The sequence below is a fragment of the Marinobacter antarcticus genome, assembly GCF_011049865.1.
Lineage (GTDB): Bacteria > Pseudomonadota > Gammaproteobacteria > Pseudomonadales > Oleiphilaceae > Marinobacter > Marinobacter antarcticus_A.
The window spans coordinates 1-16,186 of sequence record NZ_DRGY01000137.1 but is presented as its reverse complement, the minus strand read 5'-3'; the positions used below and the strand labels follow the sequence as shown (position 1 = coordinate 16,186).

The following is a 16,186-nucleotide window of genomic DNA, read 5'->3' as shown; positions in this document are numbered from 1 at the left end:
GCGTTACCGTCGGGTTTGGAAACCGTCCTGCTTTATAACTTGACCTTGTTCATGGCACAAATTACTTTAATTGAAATGACTTCAAGCGCAATCGTTGCACGCAAAGAGGTGAACATGCCACCACAGCCTTCGTCCGATGCCCTTATCTACCAGTCCGGTTTTGGTAATGAATTCAGCACCGAAGCCCTGCCTGACGCATTGCCGGTGGGGCAAAACTCCCCGCAGAAAGTCCCTTACGGCCTGTACACGGAGCTGCTCTCGGGCACGGCGTTTACGGTTCCCCGCGCCGAATCCCGGCGCACGTGGATGTATCGCATCAAACCCTCCGCGAACCACCCCGAATATCATCGATTGACCAAACAGGTCACGGGCCGGGAACCGGGGCCAATCAACCCCAATCGTCTACGCTGGAATCCTTTTGACGTCCCGTCCGAACCCACCGACTTCCTGGACGGCTTAACCACCATCGCGGCAACATCCCCCGCCGAGCAAACCAGCGGCGTCAGCGTCCATCTTTATCAAGCCAATGTTTCCATGACACGGGCGTTCTTCAATGCCGACGGAGAATGGCTGATCGTGCCGCAACAGGGTGGTTTGAAAATTACCACTGAGCTTGGCGTGCTGGCCATCGAGCCAGAAGAAATCGCGGTGCTGCCACGCGGGCTCAAATTCCGCATCGAGTTGCTTGACGCCAGCGCCAGCGGTTACATCTGTGAAAACCACGGCTGTGCTTTGCGGTTGCCGGATTTAGGCCCAATCGGCAGCAACGGGCTGGCCAGTCCGCGAGATTTTCTGACACCGGTCGCGCGTTACGAAGACCTTGATCAGCCCGAGATTCTGGTGCAAAAGTTTCTCGGCGAGCTGTGGGCCACAGATCTCGACCACTCGCCGTTTGATGTCGTGGCATGGCACGGCAATAACGTACCGTACAAGTACGATTTGCGCCGCTTCAACACGCTCGGCACGGTCAGCTTTGATCACCCTGACCCGTCCATTTTCACGGTGCTAACCTCGCCCGGCACGGCTCAGGGCCAGGCCAATATCGATTTCGTGATTTTCCCGCCGCGCTGGATGGTAGCGGAAAACACCTTCCGGCCGCCCTGGTTTCACCGCAACCGGATGAACGAGTTGATGGGGCTGATCAAGGGCGCGTACGACGCCAAAGCCGAGGGCTTTGTTCCCGGTGGCGTTTCTCTGCACAACTGCATGAGCGCCCATGGCCCCGACAACGCCAGCACCGAACAGGCCATTGCCGCTGACCTGGCGCCCCACAAGATCGATCAGAGCATGGCGTTCATGTTTGAAACCGGCAGCGTTCTGCGCGCCAGCCGCCATGCGCTCGATTGCCCGCAGCGACAACAAGACTACGACGCCTGCTGGGCAGGTATGGGCAAAACGTTCGACCCAGGGAGCCCCTGAACAATGACAACGCAGCCGCAAAAGAGTTGGGTCAGTTCTGCCAACGACCATCCTGACTTCCCGATTCAGAACCTGCCGTTGGGGATTTTCAGTCGTCCCGATCATAAACCCCGGGGCGGCGTTGCCATTGGTGACCGGATTCTCGATCTGCAAGCCGCACTGGACGCGGGCTTGTTCACCGGTGACGCCGTCGCCGCGGCGGAAGCCGCCAGCCAAGAGCAGCTAAACTCTTTCTTCGCGCTGGGCGCGTCCAGCCGCAAAGCCTTACGAACAGCATTGTTAAGCTTGCTGGACGAACACAGCGAGCAGCAGGCGACCATGCGGGCCCTCGGCGACGGATTGCTTGCGCCGATGAAGCATTGTGAGTTGCACCTGCCGGCCCACGTAGGCGACTACACCGATTTCTACGTGGGCATTCATCACGCCAACAACGTCGGCCGTTTTTTCCGGCCGGACAATCCATTGCTGCCCAACTACAAACACGTGCCCATTGGTTACCACGGCCGTTCCTCAACCATCTGCATCTCGGGCACGCCTGTGCGCCGACCCAATGGCCAAACCCTGCCAGCCGGCCAGGAGACCCCAAGTTTCGGCCCCAGCAAACGGCTGGATTACGAACTGGAGCTGGGGATCTGGCTTGGGCCGGGCAACACCATGGGCGAGCCTATCCCTATTGGTGAGGCCAGCGCTCATATAGCCGGGTTCTGCTTGTTGAACGATTGGTCAGCCCGCGACGTTCAGGCCTGGGAATACCAACCCCTTGGTCCTTTTTTGGCAAAGAATTTTGCCAGCAGCGTATCCCCTTGGGTCATCACACCCGAAGCGCTTGAGCCATTCCGCAAAGCCCAGCCCGCGCGCCCAGACGGCGATCCGCAGCCACTGCCCTACCTGCTTGACGATGCTGATCAGGCGGCGGGCGCCTTCGATGTGGAACTCGAGGTGTTGCTGCTCACGGAAGCCATGGGGGAACGAGGCTTGCCGCCTCAGCGACTGGCGCTGAGCAATACGCTGAATATGTATTGGACCGTCGCCCAGATGGTCGCGCACCACAGCGTTGGCGGCTGCAAGTTGCAAGCCGGTGATCTGTTCGGTTCCGGAACCCTGTCCGGTCAGAGCCCTGATGCGGTCGGCAGCCTGCTGGAAAGCACGAACGGGGGCAAACAGTCGCTCACATTGGCCAGCGGCGAACAGCGCACTTTTCTGGAAGATGGCGATGAAGTCATCCTGCAGGCGCGCTGCCGGCGTGACGGCTATCCGACCATTGGGTTTGGTGAATGCCGGGGCAAGGTGCAACCTGCGCGTTAGACCCGCGTCTGCGCCCGGCAGCCTTGTCAGAACATCATCGCTGGCAACCAGAGGGAAAGAGCCGGTACGGCGACCAGAATCACCAGCCGGATGACATCCGCGATAATGAAAGGCAGGATGCCTCGCACCACCGTGCGCTGAGTCAGGCCAGGTTGTGTGGCCTGCACAACGAATAAATTCATACCAATGGGCGGCGTGATCAGTCCGATTTCGGCAACGGTCACCACTAGAATGCCAAACCAGACCATGTCGAATCCCAGCGAGGTGGCAACCGGCGCGAGGAACGGCACGGTCAAAAGAATCATGGACATGGCGTCCATAAAACAGCCCAGCACGATATAGAACAGCAGGATCAGTATCAAAGCCGCTGTTGGCCCCATACCGCTGCTCTCAATGCCCGCAATAAGCGCGCTGGGAAGGCCAGTTGTTTCGAGAAAATAGTTGAACAGTGACGCGCCGATCAGGATGAAAAAGATCATGCCGGTCAGCCCGGCCGTCTCACGCACCGATTCCCAAAGCGTACGCCAGTTCAGTTCCCCGGAAATCAGCGCGAGAATGAACGCCCCTACCGCACCAACGGCGGCGGCTTCCGTCGGTGAAAACCAACCCAGGTAGATACCACCGATCACCAGTGAGAACAGCAGCAGCACGCCCCAGACCCGCCGGAGACTTGCCAGCCGTTTAGCCCACCCGGATTTGACGGCCGGTGGCGCCAGTTCGGGCTTCGTGCGCACGCGCACCACAATGGCCAAACCGTACAGAACAGCCCCGAGGATGCCGGGCAAAATGGCCCCGATGAAAAGCTGACCAATGGATGTCTGGGTCAGAATGCCGTAGATCACCAATAAAATAGAGGGCGGTATCAGCACCCCGAGAGTGCCACCGGCCGCGATAGACGCGGAAGACAGCGACCCGTCATAACCGTGCTTCTCCATCTCCGGTATTGCGACGCGACCCATGGTGGCAACGGTGGCAAGCGACGAACCACAGATGGCACCGAAGAGCGCACAGGCACCCACAGCCGTCACCGCCAAGCCGCCTCGAATATGGCCCAGAAAGCTGTTAACCATGTCGAACAATGAACGCGACAAACCGGCTCTCGCCGCGAAAACCCCCATCATCACAAACAACGGCACGACGCTGAGTGAATAGGGAAAAATGGCCTCAAAAGGGGACGAACCCAGAATGAACCCGGCGCCGGCCAAGCCGTTCAGCAACCAGAAGCCAACGACGCCTGAAAGCGCCATGGCCACCGCAACAGGAAAACCGAACGCAATCAGCAGCAGCGTTGCTCCAAAACCGATAAAGCCCATGGTGGCTGGCGTCATTCCGATGCCTCTAGCCGGGGTGTGGGAATGATCGCTAACGCCGCCGCGACGATGGACAGGGCAACGCCATACAGCAGCGGAATCCAGAAATAGAAGATCGGGATACCCAATTGCTGGGAGCGGTCGCCAAACATCAGTTTTTGCTGGAAGGTCTCGTAACAGTAGTGGAACATCAGTGTCAGCAGCGCGATGGCGGCGAGCCCGGCGATCGTGCGAAGCAGCGTTTCCAGCGCCCGGGGAAAGGACTCGACCAACAGGTCAACGCCAACGTGGGCGCCCGTTAAAAACGCGTAGGGGATCACAAGCCAGGCACCCCCCACAACGCAGAGCTGAACGAGATCAACGACGCCGGGAATGGGCATGCCAATCTGGCGACCAACAACGTCGCCCACAGTGAACAGCGCAGCCGCAGCGTACGCGGCCACGCCCGTTGCGGCTGATACGATAACCAGCGCGCGCAACGGCTGAAGTACATAGTTCATAGGGCTATCGCCAACACCAGTGTCGTTTTATTGTTGTTTCTCGTTGAGCAGTTCTGCCATGCGCTCATAGATTTCACGCGCATTATCAACGCCCTGCTCCGTGGTCTTTTCGATGTAGGCATCCGTGGTCGGTTGCAATGTCTCGCGCCAGCGCTTGCGCTCAGCATCGGTCAGCTCCGTAATAACGTGATTCGCTTCCACAGCTTCCTTTCGGCCAGCCGCATCCCACTTGTCCCACCAGTCACCGAATTTGGCAACCAGCGGAGCGCCCGAAGCATCGTCGATGCAGGTCTGTACATTGGCGGGCAACGAATCGTATTTACGCTGATTCATCACAAAAAAGAACGGCACCGTATAAAAGCCGGCATCCAGGTGATATTTCAGCACTTCGTTCAGACCGAAGGATTTAATCGGGTCCCAGGGAAAGACCGTGCCATCAATAACGTGCTTCTGAATATTCTCGTAAACCGCGCCAGGGGGCAGGCCCTGAGGCGTTGCCCCCAAAGCCGTAAGCGCGTCTGAAATGGCCGGGCTGGGGGTTCTCAGACGAAGCCCCACCATGTCCTCCATGGTTTCCACTTTCTTTTCCGAGGTGTGAATAAGGCCGCCATTGTGCGCGTGGAGCGCAAGTACCTTGAGCCCCTTGTACTCCGGTGCCAGGTATTCAGGATAGAGCTCCCACAATGTTTCGCTGGCGGCTCCGGCATCGCGAGTCAGAAAGGGCAGCTCTATTAACGATGTGCGCGGGAACCGGCCCCGTGGAATGCCGTTCAGCCCGTGCGCAATATCCACAACGCCCGCGAGCACCTGTTCCTGCTGTTTGGCAACGTTGCCAAGCTGAGTGCCGCCCGGGTAGATCTCAAACTGTACTTCGCCACCGGTACATTCGGTAATCTGTTTTGTCCAGGGCACGATAAAATCCGTATGAATACCGTGCACAGCGGGCAAAAAGTGGCTGAGTTTGAGGGTTGTCTGTGCCGATAACGGCGCCGCCAACAGCAACGAAACACTGGCAAGAGCTGAGAGTTTGAGTACATTTTTCACAATGTTCTTATCCTTATTCTTGTGTTTATCAAATAGCCAAAAAAATCGTTCCTTTGCGGGCTCGGGAGCAGCACGTCATCATTCGGTGATTCTGTGCCCGCTCCGACGCGGTCAATACTTTGTCTCTATGATCAATATCACCGGCGGTCACCGCTACCTCGCAGGTGCCGCAGAGCCCTTCCTCGCAGTCGCTGGGAATATCGGCACCCACCGCCCGCAAGGCCTGAAGCACCGTTTGATCCGGCGCAACCTGAACCGTCAGTTCGGAATCTGTCAGCACCACGTCGAAACCGATCTCCCGAGCGGGGTCCAGAACCGCGCCGGTGGCGGTAAAGTGTTCGATGTGCAGTCTCTCGGGTTGGTCCGATGTAGCGTCCTCGATCGCGTCCAGCAAGCGCTCCGGGCCACACGCGTAGATCTGTTCAGCACCGGCGTTGTCAACCAGGTTGGTGAGTGACAGGCGTTGATTCTCGCTGGCAGAGTATAAGTGTAACCGGTCGCCGTGGTCACGCTCCAGGCGGCTCAATAACGCCATGGTCTCTCTGGCTCGACCGCAGTAGTGGATAACGTAGTCTTTGCCCAGGAGCTTGAGGCGATCTGCCATCGCAATGATCGGTGTGATGCCAATGCCTCCGGCGATCAACAAATAAGAGCTTGCCGTTTCATCCAGGCGAAAGTGGTTCTTCAAGCCTCGAATTTTAATCAGGGAACCGGCCTTGACCGTCTCGTGGATAAAATCCGAACCTCCGCGCCCGGCGGCCTCCTTCAGAATGGACACCTGCAAACGGTAGGGATCTGCCGGGTCGCCGCACAATGAATATTTGCGGGCAAAATCGCCGACAACCACATCAATATGAGCACCCGGGCTCCATCGCGGCAGCTTGCGGCCGCGGGGATCTTCCAGCACCAACCGGACCACGCCCTCGGCTTCGGCCACCACCTCGGCTACCCGCACCGGACGTGCGGCGTCGTTTGGCGTTGGTGCACCAATGGTGAATGGGTGAACACGCGTGAGTACACCCGGATCGCGCCGTTCAGGATTCTGGTGTTGATCCCAGCGAACCCAAAGGTGCTCAGGGCCACGGAACGAGGTGTTGGGTACGAATGTGAAGGTCTGATCAGGGACCAGTTCAAGCTGCGGCAGGCGACGAGTGAACGCCTCAAGGAAAATGCGCATTTCCATCCGCGCCAGATTCTTGCCCATGCATTGGTGGGCGCCATAACCGAACGTAAGATGATCTGTGGTGTTGTCCCGATAAATATCCAGATCGTCGGGATTCTCGAAGTGGCGATCGTCGTGGTTGGCCGATGCGCTGATAATAAGCAGCTTGGCGCCTTTGGGAATCTCCGTATCGCCCACACGGGTATCGTTCATGGCGATGCGCCGCCAGGCTGCAACAGAGCCCGAATAGCGCAGGCATTCTTCCACCGCGTTGGGTATCAGAGCGGGGTTGTCACAAATGTCGTTCCATACTTCGCGGTTTTCCAGAAGCAGCCGGAACATGTTGGCCGAGGCGTGGGCTGTGGTTTCATGGGCCGCGACTATGCCCGCCATCATCATGGAGTGAAGATAGGAATCCGTCACAACGTCCGGAAGCTCTTTCTGCTTGCGGATGGCGTATTTCATCCATCCATGCCCTGACGGGTCCTGGCGCATTTTTTCCAGCACCTTACCGGCATACTGCCAAAATTTCCCGACCGCTTCTGCGACGGCAACCTGTTCTTCTTTTGACGGACGCCCCCAGGTGTTTACGGTATGGGCGATGGAATATTCGCGCAGGGTGTCCATGTCTTCTTCGGGAATGCCCAAAAAATGCAGAGCAACGGTCAACGGGATTTCCCACAGCATCTCGTCAACGAGATCGGCCTCGCCTTTATCGATAATCCGGTCCAGGTATTGCTGTGTCAGACGTTGGAGCATTGGCTCGTGATGCGTTAGTTCATCGAGTGTGAACGATTCCATCAGCGCACGCCTGCGCTCCATGTGGGCTGGTTCATCCTCATTTACCAGCGTTCGATTTATTGCGTAATCGTAGCGCTTGAGCGTGTCCTGAGCCTCTTGCGACACCGGTGTTATTTTTTCCAGCGCAATGGCTGGCGAGAACACGTGGTTGTTGCGGAATATCTCTTTTACGTCTGCATAACGACTCACCACCCAATACCCCAGTTTCGGGCTATAGAACACCGGTTCCTGATCCCGCGACCAGCGCAGGGCTTCCGGAGGATCTTGCTGATAAGCGCTCTCGAAAGGGTCGAAATCGGCCGCTTCAGGCGAAACAGGACACCCATTGGGCGCGGTCATGAAACCGCCCATCGGACACTGCCCTGCCGGGGGAGAAGAGCTCGAGAAAGGATGGTCCGCCATAGCAACTCCTGAGCACGCGCGAGACGTCGGAACTAGGTTCAAACTTTCCGTGGAAACACATGCACGTTAAACATAAAAACTAAGTTAAACCCTAACGATGGTCAAGCAATGGCTAACCTCTATTTTTTTGTACGCCGATAAACGTTTTGCCGTTACTTGACACACGCAGGGTATGGACGCAGATTACAAATTGAGTAAACGCGCTGTGGATACATTCGCTGCAGCCAGGCGGCGCGCAAGTTCTCTCCTGAAATGTGGCAGGCTCGATGGATCTCTACACCTACTACCGTTCCACGTCTTCCTATCGCTTGCGCATTGCGCTGGAGCTCAAAGAGCTGGACTATCACTCCATACCCATCAATCTGGCGGGAAATCTCAGCGAGCAATTCACGCCTGAATATCGGGCCATTAATCCACAAGGCCGGGTACCGGCACTGCGGGTGGAACTCAATCAGGTACTGATTCAATCGCCGGCGATCATCGAGTATCTCGAAGAGTGCTTCCCCCAGAGGCCGCTGTTACCGACCAGCCCTCTGGAACGTGCCAGGCATCGCGGTGTTGCGGCGTTGATCGGGTGTGACATTCACCCGCTGCACAATGTGTCGGTGCTGAGCCGGTTGCGTCAGTTGCACCTCCCGGAGACGGAGATCGACAACTGGATCAGGCACTGGATTAGCCTCGGGTTCGATGCCGTCGAGGCGCTGATTGATGATCAGGGTTTTTGTTTTGGCGCCTTCGGGCTGGCGGACGTGTATCTGTTGCCCCAGGTTTATGCCGCGCGGCGTTTCGCAATTGATCTGAACCGCTACCCGAAAATAATGCGAGTTGAGCGCCTGGCGCTTGAACATCCGGCATTCCAGCGTGCGCATCCCGACGCTCAAGCGGACAAACCCGCTTGAGCAAAGGCAGGAATAAGACCAGGGAGTGCGACTATGGCTGATCTGTTTGACAACCCCATGGGCCTGATGGGTTTTGAATTCATCGAGTTTGCGTCACCCACCCCCAATATCCTGGGGCCTCTCTTTGCCATGATGGGGTTCACCAAGGTGGCCAATCATCGATCCAAGAAGGTTTCGCTTTACCGTCAGGGTGAGATCAACCTGATTCTCAACAGCGAACCCAAGAGCGTGGTGTCCTACTTTGCGGCGGAGCACGGGCCCTCGGTATGCGGCATGGCGTTCCGGGTCAAGAACGCCCAGGCCGCTTACGCCCGCGCCCTGGAGTTAGGAGCCCAGCCAATGGACATACCCACCGGGCCGATGGAATTGCGGCTGCCCGCTATCAAGGGCATTGGTGGGGCTCCGTTGTACCTGATTGACCGTTTCGGGGAAGGCACGTCAATCTACGATATCGACTTCCTGTTTATTGACGGTGTTGATCGCAACCCCAAGGGCACCGGCCTGAAAGTGATCGATCACCTGACCCACAACGTGTACCGGGGGCGCATGGCCTACTGGGCGAATTTTTACGAAAAGCTGTTCAATTTCCGCGAATTCCGGTACTTCGACATTAAAGGCGAGTACACCGGTTTGACCTCCAAGGCCATGGCTGCGCCAGACGGCATGATCCGCATTCCACTGAACGAGGAATCCTCCCGGGGCGCCGGGCAAATCGAAGAATTCCTCATGCAATTCAACGGTGAAGGCATTCAACACGTAGCCTTCAGCACAGACGATCTGTTGGGCACCTGGGATGCGCTGAAAGCTCTGGGCATGCGGTTTATGGCCCCACCTCCCACCACTTACTACGAAATGCTTGATGAGCGTCTGCCCGGGCACGGCGAGCCGGTTAACGAACTGCAGGTTCGCGGGATACTGCTGGACGGCACCTCGATAGACGGCGATCATCGCCTGTTGTTGCAGATTTTTTCGGAAACCTTGATGGGGCCGGTGTTTTTTGAATTTATCCAGCGCAAAGGCGACGAAGGTTTCGGGGAAGGCAACTTCAAGGCCTTGTTTGAATCGATCGAGCGTGACCAGGTTCGCCGGGGCGTGCTGGGTGTAAAGACTGGTGGAGATGATGGCTTTGAATAACGATCCCTCTATGGCGATTCGCCCTGCGGCCACTTTGGCACTGGTGCGGGATGCGTTTGCTGACTCTGATCGCTCTGATAAGAGCGGTGCTGGCATCGAGATACTGCTGTTACAGCGCACCTGGGACGCGGTGTTTTTGCCCGGCTATTACGTCTTTCCCGGCGGCGCCGTAGATCAGGAAGACGCCCGGGGGCGCCCTCATGCGGCCGGCCCTCAGGACACCGAGATCAGCCACACCATGAGCCTGGGCGAAGGCGGCACAGACTATATGTTAGCCGCGGTTCGTGAGTGTTTTGAAGAAGCCGGTGTGCTCATCGCGGTGGATGCCGACAGGCGCGCGGTGAATGCCGATCACGCCGTTCATGGCGATCGTAAAGCCGTGTTCAGTGGCGCCTTGCCGCTCGCCGAATTATGCCAGCGGCACACGCTGACGATCCCCCTCGACAGACTGGCCTACCTGAGCCATTGGGTTACCCCGCCCGGCGCTCCCCGGCGTTTTGATACCCGGTTCTTTGTAACAACAGCGCCAGAGAATCAACCCGTAAGTCCCGATGGCGAGGAAACCATCCACCACCTCTGGGTCAGCCCGGCCAAGGCCCTGGAAGCGCATCGGGCCGGTCAGCTATTAATGACTCTGCCGACCATAAGAACCCTGCGGGTACTGCGTGATTTTGACACCACCGAAACCTTGATGCGTTACGCCTGGGCGAACCCACCTGAGCCCTACCCGAGCCAACCCTGGCCGGCCCTGAAGCGCGGTCAACCGGTGGTTCTGGAACCCGGTGCGCCAGCTTACGATGAGGCAGCCAAGCTGGACCCGGAAGGCGAAGGCACTACAGTATCCGACATTATCCCCGGTGACGCGGTAGAGGTGGCGGCCGGCGTAATTCGCCTGACCGCACCTAATCCGGGCATGATGACCGGGCCGGGCACCAACACCTACATCCTGGGGCACAAACGGTTCACGGTGCTGGATCCTGGCCCCGACATAGACAAACACATTGAGCGGATTATGGCGGTGACGGGTGGCCAGATAGAGTCGGTGATCGTCACTCACACCCACCTTGACCACTCCCCGGCCACGCGCGCCCTGAAAGAAAAAACCGGGTGTCGGGTGTATGGCAGACCGGCGCCGGCCGGCGCCTCACAGGATCAGACGTTTACGCCCGACGAACAGCCCGAGCATGGAGCTTTGATTAAAACCGATGCCGGTACGTTAAAAGCGCTGCACACACCCGGGCACGCCTCCAATCACCAGTGCTACCTGCTGACAAACCAAGCCTTGCTGTTTTCCGGGGACCACGTCATGCAGGGCTCCACGGTGGTCATCAACCCGCCCGACGGCGACATGAAAGCGTATCTGGAATCACTGTATGATTTGCTGGCGGAGCCGGTTCGCTATATCGCACCCGCGCACGGCTTTTTGATGAGCCACCCGGAAGCCGTCATTGATTACCTGATTACCCACCGTTTGGCACGGGAACACAAGATATCGAGAGCGCTCGGAGAGCTATCGCCTGTGGCGCTGAAAGATCTCACCGGCAAAGCCTACGACGATGTGCCAGCCGAGATTCACGGTGTCGCCGCCCGTTCTGCACTGGCCCACCTGCTGAAACTGGAGGCCGATGGCCGAGCCACCCAGAAGGACGGGCTCTGGCAGGCTACGCCGACAACCTGAGCCGCGTCTCCCGGAAGGCCCAGCGCCTGCCGGGAGCTATTTATTTCTGCCGAATACTATTTCTTGGCAATAATATACACCGCATGCACGATGCCCGGGATGTAGCCCAGAAGGGTCAACAGGATGTTGATCCAGAAGTGTTTCCCTATACCCACCTGCAGGAAAACACCCAGCGGCGGTAACAAAATAGCAATAATAATTCGCAAAAAGTCCATATTGTTCTTTCTCCTCGTCGGATATAACCAAGTCACTTGCACACGCTGGTTGCTGCAAGAATTTTGAACGAACACTTTACGCAAATTCGCCGAAAACACATGGCAACACCATGAATATGGCATTAAACCTTTGTCACGGCCATATCCACGAACGCTGCTCAGCCTTTATTCTTGGGCCTTTGTTTATGACCTGCGAGGAATCATGCTGTTTTACAGGCCGAACATGTTTATGAACGCCAGATCCTTCTTCTGCGCACTGTTGCTGGCGTTGCCCGCCACGGTAATGGCAGAACCTCCCGCGGATCAGAAACAGCAGAAACCAAAAACCTCGGGGGAAATCCTGCTGGCAGAGCTGGCGGAAGACGAGAGCGTCTCGGATGTAGAGCACTCAGAGCCTCGACGCACCCCCGGCAAAGCGCCTGCGCCGGAAAAAGCCCCCATACCCGGAAAAGCCATACCCAAACCCGCGCAAGAACCCAAAAAGGTCGCACCTAACATCGACCTGAAAGAGGTGGCACCAGCGCCGACTTCTGAGCCACCTACTACCGCAGAGACTACCGTAGAGAATACCGCAGAAAATAGCGCAGAGATGCCCGAAGAGAACACCGCGGGCACTGCGGGCTCTATGGAGACTACGGAAACGACGGAAACGGCACCCGAATCGCCGGCGAAACAGCCGCAACCGGCCAAGAATCTTGTTCTGCTCGGCAGTGAGGTTCTGCCCGGCACCTCAACCCGTCTGGCCTGGTCATCGGGCATTCAGATAGCCGGGCTGGCGCAGCCCACGCCGGTTCTGGTGGTCAATGGTGTCAACGCAGGCCCTACGCTATGTCTGACCGGCACGATCCATGGTGACGAGCTCAACGGCATCGAAATTATCCGCCAGACCATGTATGACCTTGACCCGGAGAAACTGACTGGCAGTGTTGTGGGCATTCCCATTGTGAACCTGCCCGGGTTCCAGCAAGGCAGTCGTTATCTGCCGGATCGCCGGGATCTGAACCGGCACTTCCCCGGCCGTCCCAATGGCAGCTTGGCAGACCGTATTGCCCACTCACTGTTCGAAAAAATTATCCGGCACTGCGACATGCTGGTCGATATCCATACCGGCTCTTTGAAGCGAACCAACCTGCCCCAGCTTCGTGCGGATATGAATAACCCCATCGTTGCGGAGTTTACGCGGGGCTTTGATCGCATGGCGGTGGTGCACAGCAGCGGATCACCGGGAATGCTTCGCACCGCAGCGGTCAACGCGGGCATTCGTACGGTAACGCTGGAGGCCGGCGAGTCCCATCGCATTCAGGAACATCAGATTGATGCCGGCGTAAACAGCCTCAACAGTCTGATGGAAAAGCAGGGCATGATTTCCCGAATGTTTGTGTGGGGCGACCCGGAGCCGGTGTATTACGACTCAGCGTGGGTGCGGGCAAACGACGGCGGCATTCTGTTCAGCCAGGTTGAGCTGGGCGCAAAGGTATCCGAAGGTCAAATTCTCGGTTACATTTCCGACCCGATTACCAACGCCCAATACCCCATTCACGCCAGCAGCGATGGCCGTATTATCGGTATGGCTGTGGACCAGGTGGTTATGGCGGGTTTCGCCGCCTACCACATTGGTACAGAGGCAAAAGTCCCGGGAGAATAGTATCCTATCGTTTTGCGCTTTCGCGAAAAGCTGACAGGAGCTAACGTGTCTTCAGGAAATAATTCGGCCAGATCTGCCACCCTGACCTATGCAGGGCTCGTTCTGACGCCTCTTTTCTGGGCGGGTAACGCGGTGGTTGCGAGGGGCACGGTGGACAGCATACCGCCCCTTTCCATGGCCTTCTGGCGCTGGATGATCGCACTCGCCATTCTGTTACCGTTCGCGCTGCCCGGTATCTGGCAGTATCGCGGGGTGATCCGTCAGCATCTCAAGGCCATGCTGGTTTTGGCCACGTTCAGCGTCGGCGCTTTCAATTCCCTGCTGTACGTGGCGGCGGTAACCACAACGGCGACCAACATTGCCCTGATTAACGCCACCATTCCGATTTTCGTATCCCTGTTAGCCTGGATTATTCTGGGGGATCGCACCCGGCCAATTCAGATGTTAGGGATTGGTCTGGCAATACTGGGCATTCTCACCGTGGTGGCACGGGGAGACTTATCGGTGCTTACCGGCCTGGAAGCCCAGCCGGGTGACCTGATCATGGTGGCTGCCGTGTTCAGTTGGGGCCTGTTTTCCGTGCTATTACGGCGCCAGGCAGTGCCGCTGCCCGGGTTTGTTTTCCTTAGCACCCAAATTCTGCTTGGCACCCTGGTTATCCTGCCGTTTTATCTGGGCGACCTGTTGTTCTTCTCAGGTGGCTTTGAGCTGACCCGGGGAACCGCTTTGCCGCTTGCGTACTTCGCCATCTTTCCGGGGATTCTCGCCTACGGCTTCTGGAATTACGCCGTGCACAGCATCGGTCCCTCAAGGGCGGCCATTTTTATCTATCTGACGCCGGTTTTTGCTTCAATCCTGGCCAGCGTTTTTCTCGGCGAGTCACTCGGACTGTTCCATATTATTGGCGGCGCGTTTATTCTCGCAGGCCTGTTACTGGCCACTCGAGCAGGCCGACAAGCACCGAATCACAGCAAACTTTCATGACCAACGCATAAGGAGCCCATCATGCTCAAGAAGCCCACTTTCGGATTTCGTCAAACGCTAGCCTCGTCGCTGCTGGCTTTGTTTATTGCGACACTCGGCTTCGCCGCTCATGCCCAGAGCAATGAGCCCGTTCAAGTGACAACGCCGGACACCACCAAGGACGCCACCATAACCGGGGCCACAGGCTCTACCAGCAACTCTGATGGAGGCACGTCCGGTGGAAGCACATCTGATGAAAGCACGTCAGGGATTTGCGTGCGCCCGGAACAATGGCTTTATGCCCAGACCTACAAAGAAGGCCAGTTGGCAAGCCACGGCGGCAAGGTGTGGCGGGTCATCAAACAAAACAAAGGCGACATGCCTGGCATGAACACACCGCCGCGCTGGGAACTTGTTGAGGGCCATTGCTCAGTGATTGATCCGGAACAGCTTGATCCCTAGCCTTTCGGTTGGCTAGCGGGCAGGCAAAACCGCTTCGATGCGCCGCAACACATCCGCCAGTACCGCTTTCGGGCAGCCGATGTTGAGGCGCATAAAACCACTGCCCTGCTCCCCGAACGAGATGCCTGGGCTCATGCCAACACCGGCGCCTGCCACAAACAGTTCTTTCAGGGCCGCGTCATTCAGCCCCAGGCCGCGGCAATCGAGCCATATCAGATACGTCCCTTCCGGTGCCTGGGCTCGAATGCCGGGCAGCCGGGAGTTGACGGTTTCCAGCACAAAATCGCGATTCTTCTGTAAATACGCCAACAGGCCGTCCAGCCAGGGCGCACCGTCACGATAGCCGGCTTCAAATCCCGCCGTGCTGAACGGATTACACTGGGGCAAGTGCATGGAATCAAACACCGCTTTGATGGCATTCCGTTGCTTGCGGTCTGGAATTACCAGCGCAGAGAGCCCAAGCCCCGGTATGTTAAAGCTCTTGCTCGGCGCAACCGCCGTAATCAATGAATCACCCGGCCTGGCGAGCGAGGCCAACATACGGTGCCGAGGCTTGTCGGCGAAGGTGAGGTCGCAGTGGATCTCGTCGGAAATGATCACCAGATCGTGGCGGCGAGCGATATCCAGAACGGCCTCCAGCTCCGGCTCCGACCAGATCCGCCCAACAGGGTTGTGCGGCGAGCACAGCATCAGTAACCGAGTATTCGGGCGCGAAGCACAGGTTTCCAGATGTTCGATATCCATCCGGTCTACGGATATACCCTGTTCCCCGAAAGCCTTTTTCAGTCGATGATGGACTGGTTCCGTGACCGCCATGGTTGGGACATACACCGGGAGTGGATATTGATGGCGCCGGGCGTTGTGCCGTCGCTTCACGCGGCTTGCATGGCCTACGCGGCCCCCGGCGAGGGCGTGATTGTGCAGCCGCCGGTGTATCCGCCGTTCTTCAGTTCTGTTCGCCTCAGCGGCCGTGCGGTGATCGAAAACCCGCTGATTCTGAATGAGGAAACCGGGCAGTACCGGATGGATATCGAACATCTGGAAGCCTGTGCCTCGCGCCCGAATGCCCGCCTATTGATGCTGTGCTCGCCGCACAATCCTGTTGGGCGGATCTGGTCGGAACCGGAGCTGGAGGCCGTTCTGGATATCGCTCGCCGCCACGATCTGGTGATCATTTCCGACGAGATCCACTGCGACCTCACCTTCGCCGACAAGCCTCGGCACCGTATGTTGGCCTCGCTCGCCAG

At 57.7% G+C, this 16,186-nt stretch carries 15 protein-coding genes; 9 read left to right on the top strand and 6 right to left on the bottom strand.

All coding sequences use genetic code 11. From position 1 onward, the window contains the following. The first annotated feature begins 114 nt into the window (after window positions 1–114). Together hmgA and fahA are read left to right on the top strand one after the other, a co-directional pair. Window positions 115–1,419 (top strand): homogentisate 1,2-dioxygenase, encoded by a 1,305-nt coding sequence (hmgA, locus tag ENI00_RS16435; protein ID WP_304104689.1) that lies wholly within the window; start codon window positions 115–117, stop codon window positions 1,417–1,419. Between the two features lie 3 nt (window positions 1,420–1,422). Further along, window positions 1,423–2,724, top strand: a complete 1,302-nt coding sequence (fahA, locus tag ENI00_RS16430; RefSeq protein ID WP_304104687.1) for a fumarylacetoacetase — start codon at window positions 1,423–1,425, stop codon at window positions 2,722–2,724. A 26-nt stretch (window positions 2,725–2,750) separates the two neighbouring features. On the opposite strand, the gene ENI00_RS16425 is transcribed toward fahA, so the two are convergent. Genes ENI00_RS16425 through ENI00_RS16410 form a run of 4 tightly spaced genes read right to left on the bottom strand, consistent with a single transcriptional unit; the run spans window position 2,751 to window position 7,943 of the window. Beyond that, on the bottom strand, window positions 2,751–4,052 hold the full coding sequence (locus tag ENI00_RS16425; RefSeq protein ID WP_304104685.1) for a TRAP transporter large permease: 1,302 nt from the start codon (window positions 4,050–4,052) through the stop codon (window positions 2,751–2,753). After that, a complete protein-coding gene (locus ENI00_RS16420; RefSeq protein ID WP_304104683.1) occupies window positions 4,049–4,534 on the bottom strand; it encodes a TRAP transporter small permease in 486 nt (161 codons plus the stop codon). Before ENI00_RS16420 ends, ENI00_RS16425 begins: the two co-directional genes overlap by 4 nt. Before the next feature lie 27 nt (window positions 4,535–4,561). Beyond that, entirely contained in the window at window positions 4,562–5,578 is a 1,017-nt protein-coding gene (locus ENI00_RS16415; protein WP_304104681.1) for a TRAP transporter substrate-binding protein, read from the bottom strand. A 28-nt stretch (window positions 5,579–5,606) separates the two neighbouring features. Then, the gene (locus ENI00_RS16410) at window positions 5,607–7,943 is read right to left on the bottom strand and encodes a cytochrome P450/oxidoreductase (protein ID WP_304104680.1); all 2,337 of its coding nucleotides are present in this window, start codon (window positions 7,941–7,943) and stop codon (window positions 5,607–5,609) included. Between the two features lie 266 nt (window positions 7,944–8,209). Between ENI00_RS16410 and maiA the strand changes: the two genes are divergently transcribed. Genes maiA through ENI00_RS16395 form a run of 3 tightly spaced genes read left to right on the top strand, consistent with a single transcriptional unit; the run spans window position 8,210 to window position 11,654 of the window. Further along, window positions 8,210–8,842 (top strand): maleylacetoacetate isomerase, encoded by a 633-nt coding sequence (gene maiA / locus ENI00_RS16405; protein ID WP_304104677.1) that lies wholly within the window; start codon window positions 8,210–8,212, stop codon window positions 8,840–8,842. 33 nt (window positions 8,843–8,875) lie between these two features. Next, the gene (hppD, locus tag ENI00_RS16400; RefSeq protein ID WP_304104675.1) at window positions 8,876–9,976 is read left to right on the top strand and encodes a 4-hydroxyphenylpyruvate dioxygenase; all 1,101 of its coding nucleotides are present in this window, start codon (window positions 8,876–8,878) and stop codon (window positions 9,974–9,976) included. Between the two features lie 10 nt (window positions 9,977–9,986). Next, window positions 9,987–11,654, top strand: a complete 1,668-nt coding sequence (locus tag ENI00_RS16395; RefSeq protein WP_304104772.1) for an MBL fold metallo-hydrolase — start codon at window positions 9,987–9,989, stop codon at window positions 11,652–11,654. Between the two features lie 56 nt (window positions 11,655–11,710). Here the strand turns inward: ENI00_RS16395 and ENI00_RS16390 are convergent, their stop codons facing one another. Continuing rightward, on the bottom strand, window positions 11,711–11,869 hold the full coding sequence (locus tag ENI00_RS16390; protein WP_304104673.1) for a YqaE/Pmp3 family membrane protein: 159 nt from the start codon (window positions 11,867–11,869) through the stop codon (window positions 11,711–11,713). A 229-nt stretch (window positions 11,870–12,098) separates the two neighbouring features. Here ENI00_RS16390 and ENI00_RS16385 point away from each other — a divergent pair, with 229 nt between their 5' ends. The 3 genes from ENI00_RS16385 to ENI00_RS16375 are packed head-to-tail and all read left to right on the top strand — an operon-like array spanning window position 12,099 to window position 14,939. After that, window positions 12,099–13,514 (top strand): succinylglutamate desuccinylase/aspartoacylase domain-containing protein, encoded by a 1,416-nt coding sequence (locus ENI00_RS16385; protein WP_414674275.1) that lies wholly within the window; start codon window positions 12,099–12,101, stop codon window positions 13,512–13,514. A gap of 45 nt (window positions 13,515–13,559) precedes the next feature. Then, on the top strand, window positions 13,560–14,498 hold the full coding sequence (locus ENI00_RS16380) for a DMT family transporter (RefSeq protein WP_304104670.1): 939 nt from the start codon (window positions 13,560–13,562) through the stop codon (window positions 14,496–14,498). Window positions 14,499–14,519: 21 nt separating this feature from the next. Beyond that, entirely contained in the window at window positions 14,520–14,939 is a 420-nt protein-coding gene (locus ENI00_RS16375; RefSeq protein ID WP_304104668.1) for a hypothetical protein, read from the top strand. A gap of 12 nt (window positions 14,940–14,951) precedes the next feature. Here the strand turns inward: ENI00_RS16375 and ENI00_RS16370 are convergent, their stop codons facing one another. Then, on the bottom strand, window positions 14,952–15,683 hold the full coding sequence (locus ENI00_RS16370) for a MalY/PatB family protein (RefSeq protein WP_414674274.1): 732 nt from the start codon (window positions 15,681–15,683) through the stop codon (window positions 14,952–14,954). Between ENI00_RS16370 and ENI00_RS16365 the strand changes: the two genes are divergently transcribed. Continuing rightward, on the top strand, window positions 15,669–16,186 hold a 518-nt coding region (locus tag ENI00_RS16365), incomplete at its 3' end, for an aminotransferase class I/II-fold pyridoxal phosphate-dependent enzyme (protein ID WP_304104666.1). The two genes, ENI00_RS16370 and ENI00_RS16365, sit on opposite strands and share 15 nt — an antisense overlap.

Bases quoted from the DNA above. Each gene is read 5' to 3' on its own strand.
- fahA (WP_304104687.1), top strand. From the start codon at position 1,423: ATGACAACGCAGCCGCAAAAGAGTTGGGTCAGTTCTGCCAACGACCAT.
- ENI00_RS16410 (WP_304104680.1), bottom strand. From the start codon at position 7,943: ATGGCGGACCATCCTTTCTCGAGCTCTTCTCCCCCGGCAGGGCAGTGT.
- maiA (WP_304104677.1), top strand. From the start codon at position 8,210: ATGGATCTCTACACCTACTACCGTTCCACGTCTTCCTATCGCTTGCGC.
- ENI00_RS16390 (WP_304104673.1), bottom strand. From the start codon at position 11,869: ATGGACTTTTTGCGAATTATTATTGCTATTTTGTTACCGCCGCTGGGT.
- ENI00_RS16395 (WP_304104772.1), top strand. From the start codon at position 9,987: ATGGCGATTCGCCCTGCGGCCACTTTGGCACTGGTGCGGGATGCGTTT.
- ENI00_RS16420 (WP_304104683.1), bottom strand. From the start codon at position 4,534: ATGAACTATGTACTTCAGCCGTTGCGCGCGCTGGTTATCGTATCAGCC.
- ENI00_RS16425 (WP_304104685.1), bottom strand. From the start codon at position 4,052: ATGACGCCAGCCACCATGGGCTTTATCGGTTTTGGAGCAACGCTGCTG.
- hmgA (WP_304104689.1), top strand. From the start codon at position 115: ATGCCACCACAGCCTTCGTCCGATGCCCTTATCTACCAGTCCGGTTTT.
- ENI00_RS16385 (WP_414674275.1), top strand. From the start codon at position 12,099: ATGAACGCCAGATCCTTCTTCTGCGCACTGTTGCTGGCGTTGCCCGCC.
- hppD (WP_304104675.1), top strand. From the start codon at position 8,876: ATGGCTGATCTGTTTGACAACCCCATGGGCCTGATGGGTTTTGAATTC.
- ENI00_RS16370 (WP_414674274.1), bottom strand. From the start codon at position 15,683: ATGGATATCGAACATCTGGAAACCTGTGCTTCGCGCCCGAATACTCGG.
- ENI00_RS16375 (WP_304104668.1), top strand. From the start codon at position 14,520: ATGCTCAAGAAGCCCACTTTCGGATTTCGTCAAACGCTAGCCTCGTCG.